Here is a 15,402-nt window from a genome sequence, read left to right on the forward strand (position 1 = left end):
AGCGCCAGCGGCGATTTTTCAACTCAGCGATAATGTTGTCCTAGCGAATTCTTTTGATTGTTCCTCATGCGCACCGGCATCCTGTCCGCCGCCCTGGCCTTCCTGTGCTGGGGCCTGTTCCCTCTCTACTTCCACGCGCTGAACGAGGTGCCGCCGACCCAGATCCTGGTCCACCGCGTGGTCTGGTCGCTGCTGTTCCTGATGATCGTGCTGACCGTGCGGCGCCAGTGGGCATGGGTGCGGCCGCTGATGGGCCAGCCGCGCGTGATCGGCAGTTTCGCCATCAGCTCGCTGCTGCTGTCAGGGAACTGGCTGCTGTACATCTGGGCGGTCAACAACGGGCACGTGATTGAATCGAGCCTGGGCTACTTCATCAACCCGCTGGTCAACGTCATGCTGGGCTACGTGGTGCTGAAGGAGCGCTTGCGCCGCGGCCAGTGGGCGGCGATTGCGCTGGCCGCATGCGGCGTGGCCTGGCTGGCGTGGGACGCCGGCCGCATGCCATGGATTGCCCTGTTGCTGGCCGCGTCCTTCGGTCTGTATGGCCTGATGCGCAAGACGGCCGCGCTGGGCGCGCTGGAAGGCCTGTCGTTCGAAACCATGCTGCTGTTCCCATTCGCGGCGGGCTATGTGGCGTGGCTGTCGATGAATGGCGAGAACTCCTTCATCAACACGGCCTCCGACAGCACCCGCTGGCTGCTGGTCGCCGCCGGGCCGATCACCGCCATTCCGCTGCTGCTGTTTGCCGCGGGCGCGCGCAAGATCCCGCTGTCGGTGCTCGGCCTGCTGCAGTACATCGGCCCGACCATCCAGTTCGCACTGGGCATCTTCCTGTTCCACGAAGCCTTCACCTCGGGCAAGCTGATCGGCTTCCTGATGATCTGGAGCGCGCTGGCGCTGTACGCCGCCGAAGGGCTGTGGAAGCGCTCGAACTAAGCGTGCGGATGGGCGCCGGTCAGGCGCGGGCCGGTTGCGTTGACAAGGCCACGATCGCCGCACCTGCAGCGACCATCAAAGCGTCTTCAACCAGGCCGCTGCGGGTCTGGCCGATGCGCGCCATCGCCTCCTTGCGGCCGGCGAGCGTCAGGTAGGCAAGCGGGACTGCGGTAGCGACCGCCACTGCGGCTCCGGTACGCTCGCGCCCCTGCGGCGCCAACGCCGCGCCCGCGATCCCGGCGCTCATGACGCGCGCCAGCAAGCCCAGGGCGGCGGTCCGGTCGGGCGCGGTCTTCATCTTGTCGCCAAGTAGTTCCCCGGCCCCCATCGCCAGCGCACCGAACTTGAACAGGGGCCGATCCAGCAGGAATAGTTCGCCAGGCGTACGACGCCCGGCCAGGCGCGCCGCCGCGATCGTGGCCATTGGCGTCATCGATCGCGCGCTTGCTACCGCGCCGATCAGGATGGAGGACAGCAAGCTCCGACTGTTCATCGTTATCACCCCTATGCATGTGGTTGAGCCTGGCGCGTTGTTTTTACCGCCAGCCGTCCTTCAGCTTAAGCTACAGTTCGTTGCGGTGTCGCCCGCCAGGATCCGCCGGGCACTGTCAGTTCGGTCGCCGCTCCGGTATCATTCGGGGATGAATGAGATTTCCTTCCATCCGTTTGTCATTGGCGTCGCTGGCGGAAGCGGCAGCGGCAAGTCAACGGTGTCCCAGCAAGTACTGGCGTCGTTCGGCCCTGACATGGTATCGGTCGTGATGCAGGACGATTACTACTGCGACCAATCCGGCCTCACCCCCGAGGTCCGCCGCAAGCAGAATTACGACCATCCCCAGGCCTTTGACTGGCCACTGTTGGTAGAGCATGTACGCGCCTTGCGCGCTGGCGAAGCGATCCAGATGCCGGAGTACGATTTTACAATCGACAACCGGTCAAACAAGACCATCCTGGTCAACCCGGCGCCGGTCATCGTGATCGAAGGCCTGTTTGCCTTGTACGACGCGAACCTGCGCAAAATGATGTCGCTGAAGATCTTTGTCGACACCGCTCCGGACGTTCGCTTCATTCGCCGCATGCAAAGGGATATCGCCGAACGCGGCCGAACGCTCGACAGCATCGTCGGCCAGTACCTGGACACGGTACGCCCGATGCACAAGCAATTCATCGAGCCAACCAAGCGCCACGCCGACGTCATCTTGCCCCACGGCGCCAATGGCCCGGCAGTCGATATGATTACCGCCAAGGTAGCCAGTGTCATTGGCAACTTGAAGCAGCCCTGATCAACACAGCTGCTTTCTAAAAGCGCAACACCGCGCGGGTTCCAGTGCCGGCGGCGCTTTCGATCTCCAGCCCGATTCCGCTCCGTGCGGCCAGCCGGCCGACAATCGACAGGCCCAGCCCCAGGCCTTTACTGGCCTCCCCTTTCGCGCCCGCCTGGTGCAGGCCGGGCGCGATGCCAGGCCCGCTGTCCGTCACCACCAGGCAGCCCTGATCAACGGCGATGCGGACCTGCCCGGCCATCGTGTGGCCGAACGCGTTGCTGACCAGGTTGGACAGCAAAATCGACAGCGCGCCGCGGCGGCACACCGCGCAATCCTTCGCGTCCACGTCCACCACTACCTCCACCGCTTTGCCGTCGAGCAGGTGCGCATGCTGGACCACCACGCTTTCAACCAGCGGCAGCAGGAGCACAGGTTCGGCCAACGGCGCCTGGCCGAGGTGTTCGCGGGCCAGCGCCAGCAGGGTGTCGACCGATTGCGCCATCGCCTGCGACGCCGCTGCGATGCGCTGTACCTGCGCCGCCTGTTGCGGCGCCAGCGGCTGGCCGGCCAGCAGGCGCGCCGCACCGCCAACCACGGCCAGCGGCGTGCGCAGCTCGTGGCTGGCGTCGCGCGTGAAGTGCTGCTCGCGTTCGATGAAGTCGGCGATCCGGTCCATCGCCTGCTCCAGCCCCTTCGCCAGTGCGCCGATTTCGTTGTCCGGGAATTCGCGCGCAAAGCCGCGCGGCAGCCGCCCCGGCTCCGCCCGCGCGACCAGCGTCGCCAGGCGGTCGAGCGGCGCGGTCGCGCGGCGCGCCAGCCAGTAGCCGAAGCCCGCGGTCAGCGCCACCATCGCCAGCGCGAGTACGCCAAGCACGCCGGCCAGGAAAGGCAGGCGCGGGCGCACCACCAGCTCACGGCTTACTTCGGCGACGATGTAATACGGCGCCGCGCCTGGCGGCACCACATGGTAGTGGCGGCCTGCGTCGCCGAAGTATTCGCGCCCGCCATCGAACTGGCGCGCCAGGTCGGCCGGAAAGGTGCTTTTGTCGCGGTGGATGCTGACAAAGTCGCGCAGCGGCTTGACCGGCTGCCCGCCGCCCCGCAGCTGGTGCGCGGTCTCCTGGCGCAGCATGTTGTCGAAGAAGCTGTCCTCGACCGTGTACACGAACACCAGGCTGAATGCGGAGAAGCACAGCGCCGTTGCCAGCGCAAACACGGTGAACGCGCCGACAATCCTGCGGCGAAGGCTATATGGCCTGGCGCTCATGCGGCTGCGTCGATACGAAAACCCACGCCGTGCACTGTCAGCAGCATCGGGCGCGCGAACGGCTTGTCCAGCGCCTGGCGCAGCAGGTACATGTGGCTGCGCAGCGCATCCGAGTCGGGCGGATCGTCGCGCCACAAGGCATGCGTCAGTTCCGAGCGCGTCACCGTGCGCGGGTGCGCTTCGGCCAGCGCCAGCAATATCTGGTAGCCGGCCGGGTGGAGGCGCAGCGGCTGCCCATCGCGCGCGGCCGTCTGGGCCTGGCGGTCGATGGCCAGGCTCCCAATCGCTAAAGTGTGATGCTGGTGCAGCGTGTGGCGCCGCGCCAGCGCATGGCAGCGCGCCAGCAGTTCTTCGAGCGCGAATGGCTTGACCAGGTAATCGTCGGCGCCGCTGTCGAAGCCCGCCAGCTTGTCGTGCAGCGCGTCGCGCGCGGTCAGCATCAGCACCGGAATGCGGCGCGCATGCTGTTCGCGCAACCGCCGGCACACTTCGAGCCCGTCGAGGCCCGGCAAGGTCAGGTCGAGCAGTACGAGGTCGTAATGGTTGTCGAGCGCAAGCTGCAGCCCGTGCGCGCCGTCGGCGGCAAAGTCGGCGCTGTGGCCATGCTGCTCCAGGCCTTCGGCCAGGTTGCGCGCCAGGGGCGCATGGTCTTCGACGACGAGTATGTGCACGGACTGCGGTCCTTTAACGGTTTACCAGGCGCTGTAGCTGGAATGCGTCGGCGAGGCGCCACTCCATCGCAGCCACCAGCGCGTGCATCAGTACCAGCATCTTATCAAATCGCGCAACGCGCTCCTGCTCGGCGCGGGCCGCGGCCAGGCCGCCGCGCTGGTAGGCGGCCAGCATGCGCACGCTGTTTTCATCAAGGCCCGGCTCCCGCGCAACCGGCGCGTGGCCCAGCGCCTTGATCATCGCCTCGACGGTCGACCATGTCGACCACGGATTCTGTCCCGTCACCAGGCGGCCGTCGACGATGGTGTGGTCAAGGTAATTGGGCGCCGAGACGAACTGCGCGCCGCGGTCGAGCGCGCGGTCCTGCAGCAGGAAGGGGAAGCGCGCGCGCGCGTTCGCGTCCAGGAACAGCTCTTCATCGTTGGTGAAGCCGGTCATCCGTTTGCCGGCGACGAAAGGCTTGCCGTCGGCCGTGGTTACGCCCAGCAGTGCGGCGGGACCATGGCAGACCGCGCCGACCACGCCACGCTGCGCGACGGCCAGCACGATGCGCGCGACGTCGGCATTGCCCGGCAGGTCGAACATCGCGCCCTTGCCGCCGACGAAGTAGACCGCGTCGTAGCGCGCCGCGTCCACCCGGCCCAGCGGAATCGACTGGTTGACTTTTGCCTGGGCCTCGGCGTCGTTGAGGAAAGCGTAGTCGATGTCCTGCATGTCCTCGGTATCGATCCGGGCCGGCGGCTTGCCGCCCTGCGGCGATGCGACGTCCACTTGATAGCCGTTGACCTTGAACGCGTAATAGGCGCGCGACAATTCGGTCAGTTCGTAGCCCGCTTTTTTGTTCAGCGGGCCGCCTCGCTCGGCGCTGCTGACGACCGCCAGTATGCGGCCGCGCTGTTCGCTCACTGCCTGCTTGAGGTAGGCCAGGTCGGCCGGGGCGGCATGCGGGTTGGCCTTCGGGATGCTGTCGAGGTCGTAGCTGAGGTAACGTCCCCATGCGAGCGCGGCGAAAATGGCCAGGATGGCCGCCAGCCAGGCGGCGATGCGGAGGAAAGTGCGGGTCATGTTGTTCTCCTGAGTAATGAATGACCCCCAGCTTGCGCGCCGCCCTGTGAAATGGATGTGAAACGGCCATAAGCCCTGCCGATTACTGTATCCTGTTGACCTTTCGCTTTAACCGAGATATTCAATGGCAAATTACGTCTATACCATGAACCGCGTCGGCAAAATTGTTCCGCCGAAACGCCAGATTCTGAAAGACATTTCGCTCTCATTTTTCCCAGGCGCCAAGATCGGCGTGCTGGGCGTGAACGGCTCCGGCAAGTCCACCCTGCTGAAAATCATGGCGGGCATCGATACCGACATCCAGGGCGAAGCGCGCCCGATGCCGGGCCTGAACATCGGCTACCTGCCGCAGGAACCGCAACTCAATCCAGAACTCACCGTGCGCCAGGAAGTGGAATCGGGCCTGGGCGAAGCGTTTGAAGCGCAAGCCAAGCTCGAAGCTGTGTACGCGGCCTATGCCGATGAAGACGCGGACTTCGACGCGCTCGCCACCGAGCAGGCGCGCCTGGAAGCGATCATTTCCTCGTCCGATGGCGGCAACCTGAACCTGCAGCTGGAAATGGCCGCCGACGCGCTGCGCCTGCCGCCTTGGGACCAGAAGATCGCCGTGCTGTCGGGCGGCGAGAAGCGCCGCGTGGCGCTGTGCAAGCTGCTGCTGTCCAAGCCGGACATGCTGCTGCTCGACGAGCCGACCAACCACCTCGACGCGGAATCGGTCGACTGGCTGGAGCAGTTCCTGCTGCGCTTCCCCGGCACCGTGGTCGGCATCACCCACGACCGCTACTTCCTCGACAACGCGGCCGAGTGGATCCTGGAACTGGACCGCGGCAGCGGCATTCCATGGAAGGGCAACTACAGCTCGTGGCTGGACCAGAAGCAGGCCCGCCTGAAGCAGGAAGAGTCGACCGAATCGGCGCGCCAGAAGGCGCTGCAGAAGGAACTCGAATGGTCGCGCCAGAATCCGAAGGCGCGCCAGGCCAAGTCGAAAGCCCGCCTGGCCCGCTTCAACGAGCTGTCCGAGCACGAATACCAGAAGCGCAACGAGACCCAGGAGATTTTCATCCCTGTGGCCGAGCGCCTGGGCAACGAAGTCATCGAATTCAAGAACGTGTCGAAGGCCTTCGGCGACCGCCTGCTGATCGACAACCTGTCGTTCACCGTGCCGCCGGGTGCGATTGTCGGCATCATCGGCCCGAACGGCGCCGGTAAGTCGACCCTGTTCAAGATGATCACGGGCAAAGAGCAGCCGGACAGCGGCGAAGTCGTGATCGGCAAGACCGCCAAGGTCTCGATCGTCGACCAGCACCGCGACGAACTGTCGGACAAGAAGTCGGTCTTCGAGGACGTTTCGGGCGGCGCCGATATGCTCACCGTCGGCCGCTTCGAAATGCCGTCGCGCGCCTACCTGGGCCGCTTCAACTTCAAGGGTTCGGACCAGCAGAAGATCGTCGGCAACCTCTCCGGTGGTGAACGTGGCCGCCTGCACCTGGCCAAGACGCTGCTTCAGGGCGGCAACGTCCTGCTGCTGGACGAACCGTCCAACGACCTCGACGTGGAAACCCTGCGCGCGCTGGAAGATGCGCTGCTCGAGTTCGCCGGCAGCGTGATGGTGATCTCGCACGACCGCTGGTTCCTCGACCGTATCGCAACGCACATCCTGGCCTTCGAGGGCAATTCGCAGGTCACCTTCTTCGACGGTAACTACCAAGAGTATGAAGCCGACAAGAAGAAGCGACTGGGTGAAGAAGGCGCCAAGCCGAAGCGCATTCGCTACAAGCCGCTGACAGTGTAAGCGTCGTCACCAGCTCCCTTCGGGGAGCTTTTTTTTGCTTTCCGATAGGCAAGCGAACGTCAGCCCGGATACCAATTGTGTAAGATTCTCACAGCTGAGGCCGCCTGGGAGCCGCCTCTCCCATTGATCGAATCGACATGGCAGCGGGGTTTCATCCCCCAGACTAGGCTGATGAATGACTACCAGGGTAACCGGGTTCCCGGCGGAACCTACTTCTTTACGGTAAGGCTGCGCGATCCGGCCAGCTCGCTGCTGACCGACCACATCTCCGCCTTTGGCGAAGCCATCCGCCTGGTGCGCACCCGCAAGCCCTTCCATGTGGACGCCTGGGTCGTGCTCCCGGACCATGCCCACGCGATCTGGACCCTTCCTCCCGGCGATCACGATTGCGCTGCCCGCTGGCGCGCGGTCAAGATTGCGTTTTCCAAGTCGCTGCGCAAATCGGGGCTGGGCAATGCCGACGAACGCACGATCTGGGCCCGCCACTACCAGGACCACCTGGTGCCCGACGACGCCGAATACCGCCGCCTGATCGAGTACGTCCACCGTAACCCGCTGCGCCACGGCATGTGCCAGCGCCTCGAAGAATGGCCATGGTCGTCCCTGCACCGCTTCGTCGCGGCCGGCTACGCCCCGCCCAGCTAAAACCCTTGCCCAAATAGAACAGGGCGGGAAAGCCATCGGCTCCTCCCGCCCTGCGTTGATGCTTACAGCCTTACAACATCAATTTAGAAGTTGTAACGCGCTGCCACGGTCACGGCGTCCGGCTTGGGACCGAAATCGCGGCTCTTGCCATAGCGCTCGTATTCCACGGTCAGCGCAACTTGCTGGCTCAGGTTGTACTGGGCGCCCAGGCCGGCATACAGGCCGTTGTCGGACTCGCTGCGGTTCATGCCAGGGGTAGCGCTGCTCAGCTTGTTCTTGGTGTGGGCAACGCCCAGCTTGCCGAAGAACGAGAACTGCTCATTCATCGGTGCGGTTGCCTTGGCGGCGATGTAGGTCGCGCGGCCATCGGCTTCGCCACGGCCATTCACGCCGTTCTGGGTGAAGCTGACATCAGTCTTCTTGAAGTCTGCGTGGCCCACCTCAACGCCGAAGTTCTGGTCGATCTCGACACCGCCGAAGATCTTGCCGCCGGCCTTGTGGCCTTCAGCGCTGCGGTTGGTGGTACCGGCGACCTCGAACTCGTTGTCGGCCGCTACAACACCCACGCCGACGTAAGGACGGTTCTGAGCCTGGGCTGCGCCCATTGCGGTTGCACCTGCGATCAATGCGAAGATAAGCTTTTTCATACGGACTCCTGTGTTGTTGAGACGTTCTGGTCCGCAATTCGATATTGAATTGCGAGGTAGCCAAGATAGCATCAACGACAAGGCTGAGTCCGTGGGTATCCCGTAAGATTTGTAATGAGATGTAAGCGAAATCGAAAATAGATGACCCGCTGTTCAGCTATTTTATTTGGTTTTTTGCTGCAGTTTGTCGGCAGAAGCGCATATTTTGCGAAAAGTTAGGTTCACGCGGGGTCCGGTCTGCCGTGCGGATTTGTTAATTCCGTGCAACCAAAAGTGTTGTGTCTTCCCCCTCATCAGTAGCACGCTTCCGCTCGTCAAGTCGAGTTTCACGGTCTGTTTCGACTGCCGGTGGCGCAGGATAAAGGTCCGCGTCGCGCCCAGACTGAGCGAAGCGATGGCCGGTTCCGGCCCCAGTTCCGCTTCGTCGTCGCTGTGCATGCCCATGCTGTCGCGCCCATCGCGGTAGTAGTTGAGAAGCACGCTGTTGAACGCTTCGCCGGTAACGGTCTCCACGGCCCGCTTGATCTCCAGCAGTAGTGGTGTGAACGGCAGCGGCTCAAGGTCCAGGCCCGAGTAACTGTAGCGCGCATCGCCGTACCAGGCGGTCAGGCGCGGCTGCAGGTGCTGCTTGCCCCACAAGGTAATCGACTCGGCGCGCCAGCTGGTCTGGGCCACCAGCCGCGCCAGCACCTCCTCATTGGCCAGCCCGAGGGGCAACTGCGCCAGCCACAGCAATTCACCGTCGGGAATCGGTATCGGGATCAGGGTATTGCTTGAGGGGAACAGGTCCATACGTGTGCTGCCGGGCTATGATGATGGGATTCGAGGACAGGATACCAGCATGGACAAACGACATTTTCTTGGCGCGGCCGCCCTGGCCACGGCGGGCGCCGCGATCGCCGCTCCGGCACGCCCCAACGCAGGCGGCCCGGCGCTGCTGACCATCAGCGGCGCCATCGGCAAGCCCAACCGCGGCGCGCTCGATCCGGCGCTTGACCAGATGATGCACAAGCAAAAGATCACCTTTCCGGCAGCGCACGCCTTCGATTTCAGCACACTGGCGGCGATGCCCGCGCTGGCGATCCGGCCCACGCTGGAGTACGACAACCGCCAGCACTCGCTGCGCGGCCCCCTGCTGACGGACGTGCTGGCGCGCGCCGGCGCACAGCTATCAAGCCAGGCGAAGCTGTTGCTGCGGGCGGTGGATGGTTATGTTGCTGCGGTAACGCCAGCCCAGGCGAATGCCTGGCGCTTCATTGTGGCGACCCACCTCGACGGCAAGCCGATGCCGCTGGGAGGACTGGGACCGTTATGGGCGGTGTACGATGCCGACCGCGTGCCGGAAATGGCGGCGCGGCCGGTCGCGGAGCGCTTCGGAGCGTGTCCGTGGGCGCTGTATCACATCGAGGTTCAGGCGTAGGCTTCGGCCAGGCTCATCACGCGCGGCGCGACCTTGATGCCGACATTGCCAAACAAGGTGTCGATGGCGGCCAGGTTGGCTTCGCACTCTTCGGTTTTCCAGCCGTTGAACAGGTCAGTACCGTTCTTCTGGAAATGCAGGTCAAGCACCTTGCCCTTGTCCTTGTGGGTGTAGCTTTGCTTGTAGGTGTTCTGGAAGCCCAGCGATTCCAGCGCGGCCAGCACGCTGGCTGGCGGATTCTCCGGATCGGTCGCCATGAAGATGCCAAAGGTCTTGCCAGGTGGCTTAGCCGCGATATCCACCTCGTAGATACCTGGAGCCTTCGTCACAGATGTAGTTTTCAGGAATAGCATTCTTTTCTCCGCTTGGCCCTTACCAAGGCTGACTTTCGACAATATTCGGGTGTGAGTTGCCGTAACGGAACAAGCTTATTGCCATTTATGGTGTTTGTCGATCCATCGTTGCATCTTTTTTGAACTGCAACATCAAAAGTTGCCAACGTCGCCCAAAACCGAGGGATCAGCTGTGCAAGATGGCAACTATGTGCGGCGGCCCGCCAACTGGACGGTTGCGGCGGCAAGCGCTTCGTAGAGCTTGCCCGCATCGGCATCCCATGCGGACACAGCGGCTTGCTGGCGCGTTACCGTCGCCATGTCGCCCCGTGCGATCGGGCCGCTGAGCGCGGTTTCGGGTCCCAGCCGGAACACATTGGCCAGCGTTTCGGTCGCAAGCGGCCGGGCGAGCTCCCGCGCCGCCGCCGCCGGAATGCCGGCTGCCTGGTAAGCGCGCAAGGCCGTGTCGATGACGGTGACCAGGTAGTTGGAAGCGAACACCGCGGCCGCGTGATAGACGGTCTTTGCAGAGGCATCGATCAGCGCCACCCGTCCGCCAATGGCCAGCAGCGCAGGCTCCAGCATCGCGATGGCGCCCGGCGCGCCTTCGACGCCGCACCAGGTGCCGCCAAACGACCCGGCCACTGCCTCGGGGTCCGCAAAGCTGCGGATCGGATGGGCGCTCGCCGTGAGCGCGCCCGCATGGGCCGCAGCCTCAAGTTCCAGCGACGATTTGGCGCCGCTGCAATGGAACACCAGCGCGCCCGCCAGCGGCGCCGCGGCGGCAAGCTGCGCGCAGACCGTGGCGATCTGGTCGTCGGGCACCGCCAGCATCCACGCGTCGGCAGGGCCAAGCTGCCCCATGCCCCCGGCGGCATGGCCCGCGCCGATGAAGGTGATGGCATCGGCGGCGCTGCCGGCGGACCGTGTGAGGACGGCGCCGATCTCGAATTCGCCGCTGGCCGCAAACAGCCGCCCCAGCGCGCGGCCGACGTGGCCGGCGCCAATGATGTTGAGCAGGGGCGCCATTAGAAGCCGGAGCCCGGCTGGCTCAGGTACGCCAGTTCATCGGCCGTGGAGGCGCGGCCAAGGATCGGGTTACGGTGGGGGAAACGTCCGAAGCGCGCGATCACTCCGCGGTGGCGGTGGGCGTAATCGAGCGCGGACTCGAAGCCCGGGTGTTCTTTCGACAGCTCGCTGAACAGCCGCACCGCCAGTTCCTGCATCGCCGCGTCCTCGGCGTGCTCGAAGGGCATGTAGGCGAACGACCGCTGCACAGGTGTCAGGTCAAGGTAAGCGCCGCTGTCCACCAGTTCGCGGGCGGCGGCCAGCGCCAGCGCATCGCCGGCAAATGCATCCGGCTTGCCGCGTGCGCTGTTGCGGGTAAACTGGTCCAGCACCAGGATGCGCGCCAGTTTGCCCTGCGGCCCCTGCTGGTCCCATTCGCGCAGGCCGCCGGCCACTGCCAGCGCGATCAGCGCGCCGAAGCGGTCGTGGATGGCCGCGTCGAACGCGGCGTCCTTGCGGAACCATGCGTCGCGCGGCTTGCCGTGCCCTTCGTGGGAAGCAGGCAAAAACCAGAAATCGAGAACGTCTTGCGGGGTCACGGTCTTCCTTTTTTATTAGTTGCGCGCGTGCGCGAGTTTGAAGCTGGAGATGCCTTCGTACTTCGACAGTTCGTGGGCCAGGTCGGACAATGGCGCACCGCTATGCTTGGACAGCGCCAGCGCGACGAAATGCCATTCGTGCACGCCCTGGTCATTGCTGATCGTGAGCGAGCCGCCGGCGATTTCGTAGCCACGCTCAAGCGCGAGCCGTCGCAACTCGCTCTCGCGCGGCGCGAAGCCCGGATCGAAGCGCAGCGAAATGGCGATCGCATGGCGCGACGGCAGGACGCCTTCGAGGCGCGACAGGTAGATCATGATACCGGCCGACAGCAGGGCCAGGCCGATTGCCGCCAGGTAGAAGCCCACGCCGACCATGACGCCGATGGCCGATGCGGTCCAGATCGAAGCGGCCGTCGTCAGGCCGCTGATGTTGAAGCCTTCGCGCATGATCACGCCCGCGCCAAGGAAGCCGATGCCGGTGACGATGCCCTGGATGACGCGGGTCGGGTCGATCCCGAGCGTCATCGCAGTGCCCTGCCCGCCGTACCAGGAATCCGGATAGCCGGCCACCATCATCAGCGCGGCCGACGCCATGCATACCAGGCCGTAGGTGCGCATGCCGGCGGCGCGGCCGTGGTAGCTGCGTTCGTAGCCGACCAACAGGCCAAGCAGCAGCGCACCGACCATGTTGGCCAACACCAGCAGGTTGGTTGCAAGCTCGGGTTGTGACCAGTAGGAGGCCACCAGCTGATTCAGGGGCATGTTCAGATCTTTTTCTTGACCAGCTGTTTTTCGAATGCCACGTCGTACTTGCTGACGCGCCTGACCTCCTGCGGCCCCAGTTTTTTCACGAACGCGACGAAGTCGTCGAGTTCGAGCGGCTCGCACAGGGGCGGCTCGCCCGGTTTCTCGCTTAGCTGGAACAGGCCATCACCGGTGCGCGCCATCGAGTAGCCCTGGTTCCCGGTGCGTTCCTTGAGCCGGTCTACCGCGCTGCTTGCGCGGGTTGAACGTCCACTTGCCATCAGATTTCCTCCGTCCGGGTGTGAAGCCATGCGGCCGCCGCACCCGTAACGTGGGGTGCCAGGCGTGCGCGCACGGTCGCATGATAATCGTTGATCCATGCCCGCTCGTCGCTTCGCAGGATCGACAGGTCGAGGCAGCGCGTGTCGATCGGACACAGTGTGAGCGTCTCAAAGCGCAGGAACTCGCCGAACCCGGTGGTTTGCGCCGGTACGTTGAGCACCAGGTTTTCGATGCGGATGCCCCACTTGCCCGGCCGGTAGATGCCGGGCTCGATCGAGGTGATCATGCCCGGCTCCATTGCCGTGTGGGGGTCCGGCGGCGTGCTCGGGGAGATCGACTGCGGACCTTCGTGCACGTTCAGGAAGTAGCCGACACCGTGGCCCGTGCCATGCCCGAAGTCGATGCCGGCCGCCCAGATCGGCGCGCGCGCGATGGCGTCGAGCAGCGGCGAGCGGGTGCCGCGCGGGTACTGGGCCGCCGACAACGCGATCAGCCCTTTCAGCACCAGGGTGAAGTCGCGGCGGTGCGCTTCCGTGACATTGCCGACGGCCACTACGCGCGTGATGTCGGTGGTGCCGCCCAGGTACTGGCCGCCGGAATCGATCAGCAGCAGGCCGTGGCCTTCGATGATGGCATGCGACTGCTCGGTGGCGCGGTAATGCATGATCGCGCCGTTGGCATTGAAGCCCGCGATGGTGCCGAAGCTCGGGCTGACGAAGCCGGGACGGCGCGCCCGCGCCGCAGTGATGTGGCGGTCGATGGCCACTTCGGTCAGCGGGTCGCGCTGCGGGTCTTGCAGCGTGGTTTCGAGCCAGGCGAAAAATTCGCACAGCGCCGCGCCGTCCTGCTCCATCGTGGCGCGCACATGCGCCGCTTCGTCGCTGGTCTTGCGCGATTTGGCGAAGGTGGTCGGGTTGACCGCTTCGACAACGCGTGCGCTGGCGCCGACTGCGGCGCGCATGCCTGCCGTAATACGGCGTGGATCGACCAGCAGCGTGGTTTCGCTGCCCAGCGTCGCCAGTGCGCCGGCCGCGTCATCGTAGCGCGCAAGGTGGACGCCATCGGCTTGCAGGCTCGCGCGCAGGGCGGCCGGAATCTTGTCGTCGCCGACAAACAAGGTAGCGCGGTCAATCGTGACCAGCGCATGCGCCAGGAACACCGGGTTGAAGCTGACATCGGCACCGCGCAGGTTGAACAGGTAGGCGATGTCGTCCAGCGTCGAGATGAAGTGGGCGTTCGCCCCGAGCCTGGCCATCGCCTCGCGGGTCGCGGCCAGTTTCGTTGCGCGGCTGGTGGAAGCAAACGGCGCGGCATGCTCGAACACCGGATCGGTGGGCAGGCCCGGGCGCTCGCTCCAGACTTCGTCGAGCAGGTCGATGTCGGTGCGCAGCAGGACCCCGCGCGCCGCCAGGGCATCGGACAGCAGGCGCGCGGTCGACAACCCGAGCACGCGCGCATCCACCGCCACCGTCTGGCCCGGCGCCATGTTCGCCGCCAGCCAGTCAATGTGCAGCAGGCTGGCGCCTGATGGAATCTTCATCAGTTCGACCCCGCTGCCAGCCAGTTCGGTTTCCGCCTGTGTCCAGTAACGAGCGTCGGTCCACACGCCGGCGAACGACGATGTGGCGATAAAGGTGCCCACCGAACCCGTGAAACCCGACAGCCATTCGCGGCCTTTCCAATGACCGGGAAGGTACTCGGACAGGTGCGGGTCTGCCGAAGGCACGACAACGGCGTCGATGCGATGGCGCTGCATCGACGCTTGCAGGGAGGCGATCCGGTCGCCGACAGCTGAAAGACTCATGGATTCATGGGGAAAGGTTCAATCTCACTATGATACCTCCTGCAACTGCTCGCGACGCAAACCGCCATTCGCTGTCGAGAAACTTTACAGTCGCGAAAGAAATATCTGATGCCTTTTTGCAAGTCATTGATTAATAACAAGGTAAGATGCTTGGCATAAATTTTGCTTATCTAGCCAACATCATAATTTCCTAGAGAACATAAAAAATGAAAGTCCTTCCGTCCAAGCTCCTCCTCTCCCTCGCCACTGCGGGTTTTGCCCTCGCGAGCGGTGCCGCGCATGCCGAAATCATCCGGACCGGTGACAGCAGCGGTTACTGGGGCATTGACGTCGATGCCAACGGCACCAGCGACCTGCAATTTAACCAATACAGCTCCTCTGGCTGGTACTGGTCCGACTACGACCTGTACGCAGTTGGCCTGAACGGCGCCGTGGTCAGCGCTGGCGGTCCGCTGGCCTTTGGCAACGCGATCGATGCCAATACTCTGTTTGCGAGCAGTAATCATATGGCTGATTACGCTAGCTGGACCACCTTCTATAGCTGCGGCTATCGCGGCAATTCGACTTGCAGCCGGAGTCACAGCACCTTCACCGGCACCTGGAATAATGGTTCCAACGCCGTCACTGGCTACCTCGGCTTCGCCTTGTCGAACGGGGACGACAAGTTCTACGGCTGGGCCAACGTGACGATGAACTACTGGGGAAGCGCCTACGTACATGGCACCGCCATGGAAACATGTGCCAACGTGGCCATCACCGCCGGCCAGACCACCACCAGCTGCGCACCAGTGGTTGTCCCGCCGGCCGAAGAAGTCCCTGAACCAGCATCGCTGGCACTGCTGGCAGCTGGCGCCATCGGCATCGGCGCAATGCGCCGCCGCCGCGCAGTTAAGGGTTAAACTGCGGGACTGGCAAATAACGAGG

The 15,402-nt window shown here is 64.3% G+C and carries 18 protein-coding genes; 6 read left to right on the forward strand and 12 right to left on the reverse strand.

The window, feature by feature from the left end:
- The first annotated feature begins 66 nt into the window (after nt 1-66).
- Complete coding sequence (gene rarD, locus LMJ30_RS04520; RefSeq protein WP_229431156.1) at nt 67-936, forward strand: EamA family transporter RarD; 870 nt, start codon at nt 67-69, stop codon at nt 934-936.
- A 19-nt stretch (nt 937-955) separates the two neighbouring features.
- On the opposite strand, the gene LMJ30_RS04525 is transcribed toward rarD, so the two are convergent.
- A complete protein-coding gene (locus LMJ30_RS04525; RefSeq protein WP_229431157.1) occupies nt 956-1,429 on the reverse strand; it encodes a hypothetical protein in 474 nt (157 codons plus the stop codon).
- A gap of 148 nt (nt 1,430-1,577) precedes the next feature.
- Between LMJ30_RS04525 and udk the strand changes: the two genes are divergently transcribed.
- Nucleotides 1,578-2,219, forward strand: coding sequence for a uridine kinase (gene udk / locus LMJ30_RS04530; protein ID WP_229431158.1), 642 nt, complete (start codon nt 1,578-1,580; stop codon nt 2,217-2,219).
- Between the two features lie 16 nt (nt 2,220-2,235).
- Here udk and LMJ30_RS04535 read toward each other — a convergent pair whose 3' ends face one another.
- Genes LMJ30_RS04535 through LMJ30_RS04545 form a run of 3 tightly spaced genes read right to left on the reverse strand, consistent with a single transcriptional unit; the run spans nt 2,236 to nt 5,205 of the window.
- The gene (locus tag LMJ30_RS04535) at nt 2,236-3,468 is read right to left on the reverse strand and encodes a sensor histidine kinase (protein ID WP_229431159.1); all 1,233 of its coding nucleotides are present in this window, start codon (nt 3,466-3,468) and stop codon (nt 2,236-2,238) included.
- Nucleotides 3,465-4,139, reverse strand: coding sequence for a response regulator transcription factor (locus LMJ30_RS21840; protein ID WP_229431160.1), 675 nt, complete (start codon nt 4,137-4,139; stop codon nt 3,465-3,467). The genes LMJ30_RS04535 and LMJ30_RS21840 overlap by 4 nt, the downstream gene beginning before the upstream one ends.
- Before the next feature lie 13 nt (nt 4,140-4,152).
- Nucleotides 4,153-5,205, reverse strand: a complete 1,053-nt coding sequence (locus tag LMJ30_RS04545) for a type 1 glutamine amidotransferase domain-containing protein (RefSeq protein WP_229431161.1) — start codon at nt 5,203-5,205, stop codon at nt 4,153-4,155.
- 124 nt (nt 5,206-5,329) lie between these two features.
- On the opposite strand from LMJ30_RS04545, the gene ettA reads away from it, so the two are divergent.
- Both ettA and LMJ30_RS04555 read left to right on the forward strand, forming a co-directional pair.
- Nucleotides 5,330-6,997 carry an energy-dependent translational throttle protein EttA gene (gene ettA / locus LMJ30_RS04550; protein WP_229431162.1) on the forward strand — a complete coding sequence of 556 codons (1,668 nt, stop codon included), beginning with the start codon at nt 5,330-5,332 and terminating at the stop codon, nt 6,995-6,997.
- Between the two features lie 171 nt (nt 6,998-7,168).
- On the forward strand, nt 7,169-7,642 hold the full coding sequence (locus LMJ30_RS04555; RefSeq protein WP_229431163.1) for an REP-associated tyrosine transposase: 474 nt from the start codon (nt 7,169-7,171) through the stop codon (nt 7,640-7,642).
- Nucleotides 7,643-7,725: 83 nt separating this feature from the next.
- Here LMJ30_RS04555 and LMJ30_RS04560 read toward each other — a convergent pair whose 3' ends face one another.
- Together LMJ30_RS04560 and LMJ30_RS04565 are read right to left on the reverse strand one after the other, a co-directional pair.
- A complete protein-coding gene (locus LMJ30_RS04560; RefSeq protein ID WP_229431164.1) occupies nt 7,726-8,289 on the reverse strand; it encodes a porin family protein in 564 nt (187 codons plus the stop codon).
- A 162-nt stretch (nt 8,290-8,451) separates the two neighbouring features.
- Nucleotides 8,452-9,081 (reverse strand): alpha-ketoglutarate-dependent dioxygenase AlkB family protein, encoded by a 630-nt coding sequence (locus LMJ30_RS04565; RefSeq protein ID WP_229431165.1) that lies wholly within the window; start codon nt 9,079-9,081, stop codon nt 8,452-8,454.
- 49 nt (nt 9,082-9,130) lie between these two features.
- Between LMJ30_RS04565 and LMJ30_RS04570 the strand changes: the two genes are divergently transcribed.
- Nucleotides 9,131-9,709, forward strand: a complete 579-nt coding sequence (locus LMJ30_RS04570) for a putative pterin-binding protein (RefSeq protein ID WP_229431166.1) — start codon at nt 9,131-9,133, stop codon at nt 9,707-9,709.
- On the opposite strand, the gene LMJ30_RS04575 is transcribed toward LMJ30_RS04570, so the two are convergent.
- From LMJ30_RS04575 to LMJ30_RS04600, 6 genes are all read right to left on the reverse strand, one after another.
- On the reverse strand, nt 9,700-10,062 hold the full coding sequence (locus LMJ30_RS04575) for a hypothetical protein (protein WP_229431167.1): 363 nt from the start codon (nt 10,060-10,062) through the stop codon (nt 9,700-9,702). The genes LMJ30_RS04570 and LMJ30_RS04575 overlap by 10 nt on opposite strands.
- A gap of 186 nt (nt 10,063-10,248) precedes the next feature.
- A complete protein-coding gene (locus LMJ30_RS04580) occupies nt 10,249-11,070 on the reverse strand; it encodes a Rossmann-like and DUF2520 domain-containing protein (protein ID WP_229431168.1) in 822 nt (273 codons plus the stop codon).
- The gene (locus LMJ30_RS04585; RefSeq protein WP_229431169.1) at nt 11,070-11,648 is read right to left on the reverse strand and encodes a DUF924 family protein; all 579 of its coding nucleotides are present in this window, start codon (nt 11,646-11,648) and stop codon (nt 11,070-11,072) included. Before LMJ30_RS04585 ends, LMJ30_RS04580 begins: the two co-directional genes overlap by 1 nt.
- Before the next feature lie 15 nt (nt 11,649-11,663).
- The gene (locus LMJ30_RS04590; protein ID WP_229431170.1) at nt 11,664-12,410 is read right to left on the reverse strand and encodes an MgtC/SapB family protein; all 747 of its coding nucleotides are present in this window, start codon (nt 12,408-12,410) and stop codon (nt 11,664-11,666) included.
- Nucleotides 12,411-12,412: 2 nt separating this feature from the next.
- A complete protein-coding gene (locus LMJ30_RS04595; protein WP_229431171.1) occupies nt 12,413-12,673 on the reverse strand; it encodes a hypothetical protein in 261 nt (86 codons plus the stop codon).
- Nucleotides 12,673-14,478 (reverse strand): aminopeptidase P family protein, encoded by a 1,806-nt coding sequence (locus tag LMJ30_RS04600; protein ID WP_229431172.1) that lies wholly within the window; start codon nt 14,476-14,478, stop codon nt 12,673-12,675. Before LMJ30_RS04600 ends, LMJ30_RS04595 begins: the two co-directional genes overlap by 1 nt.
- Before the next feature lie 206 nt (nt 14,479-14,684).
- Here LMJ30_RS04600 and LMJ30_RS04605 point away from each other — a divergent pair, with 206 nt between their 5' ends.
- The gene (locus LMJ30_RS04605) at nt 14,685-15,377 is read left to right on the forward strand and encodes a PEP-CTERM sorting domain-containing protein (protein ID WP_229431173.1); all 693 of its coding nucleotides are present in this window, start codon (nt 14,685-14,687) and stop codon (nt 15,375-15,377) included.
- The last annotated feature ends 25 nt before the right edge of the window (nt 15,378-15,402 follow it).

Origin of the sequence: Massilia agrisoli (assembly GCF_020831365.1) — a bacterium.
GTDB lineage: Bacteria > Pseudomonadota > Gammaproteobacteria > Burkholderiales > Burkholderiaceae_D > Telluria_A > Telluria_A agrisoli.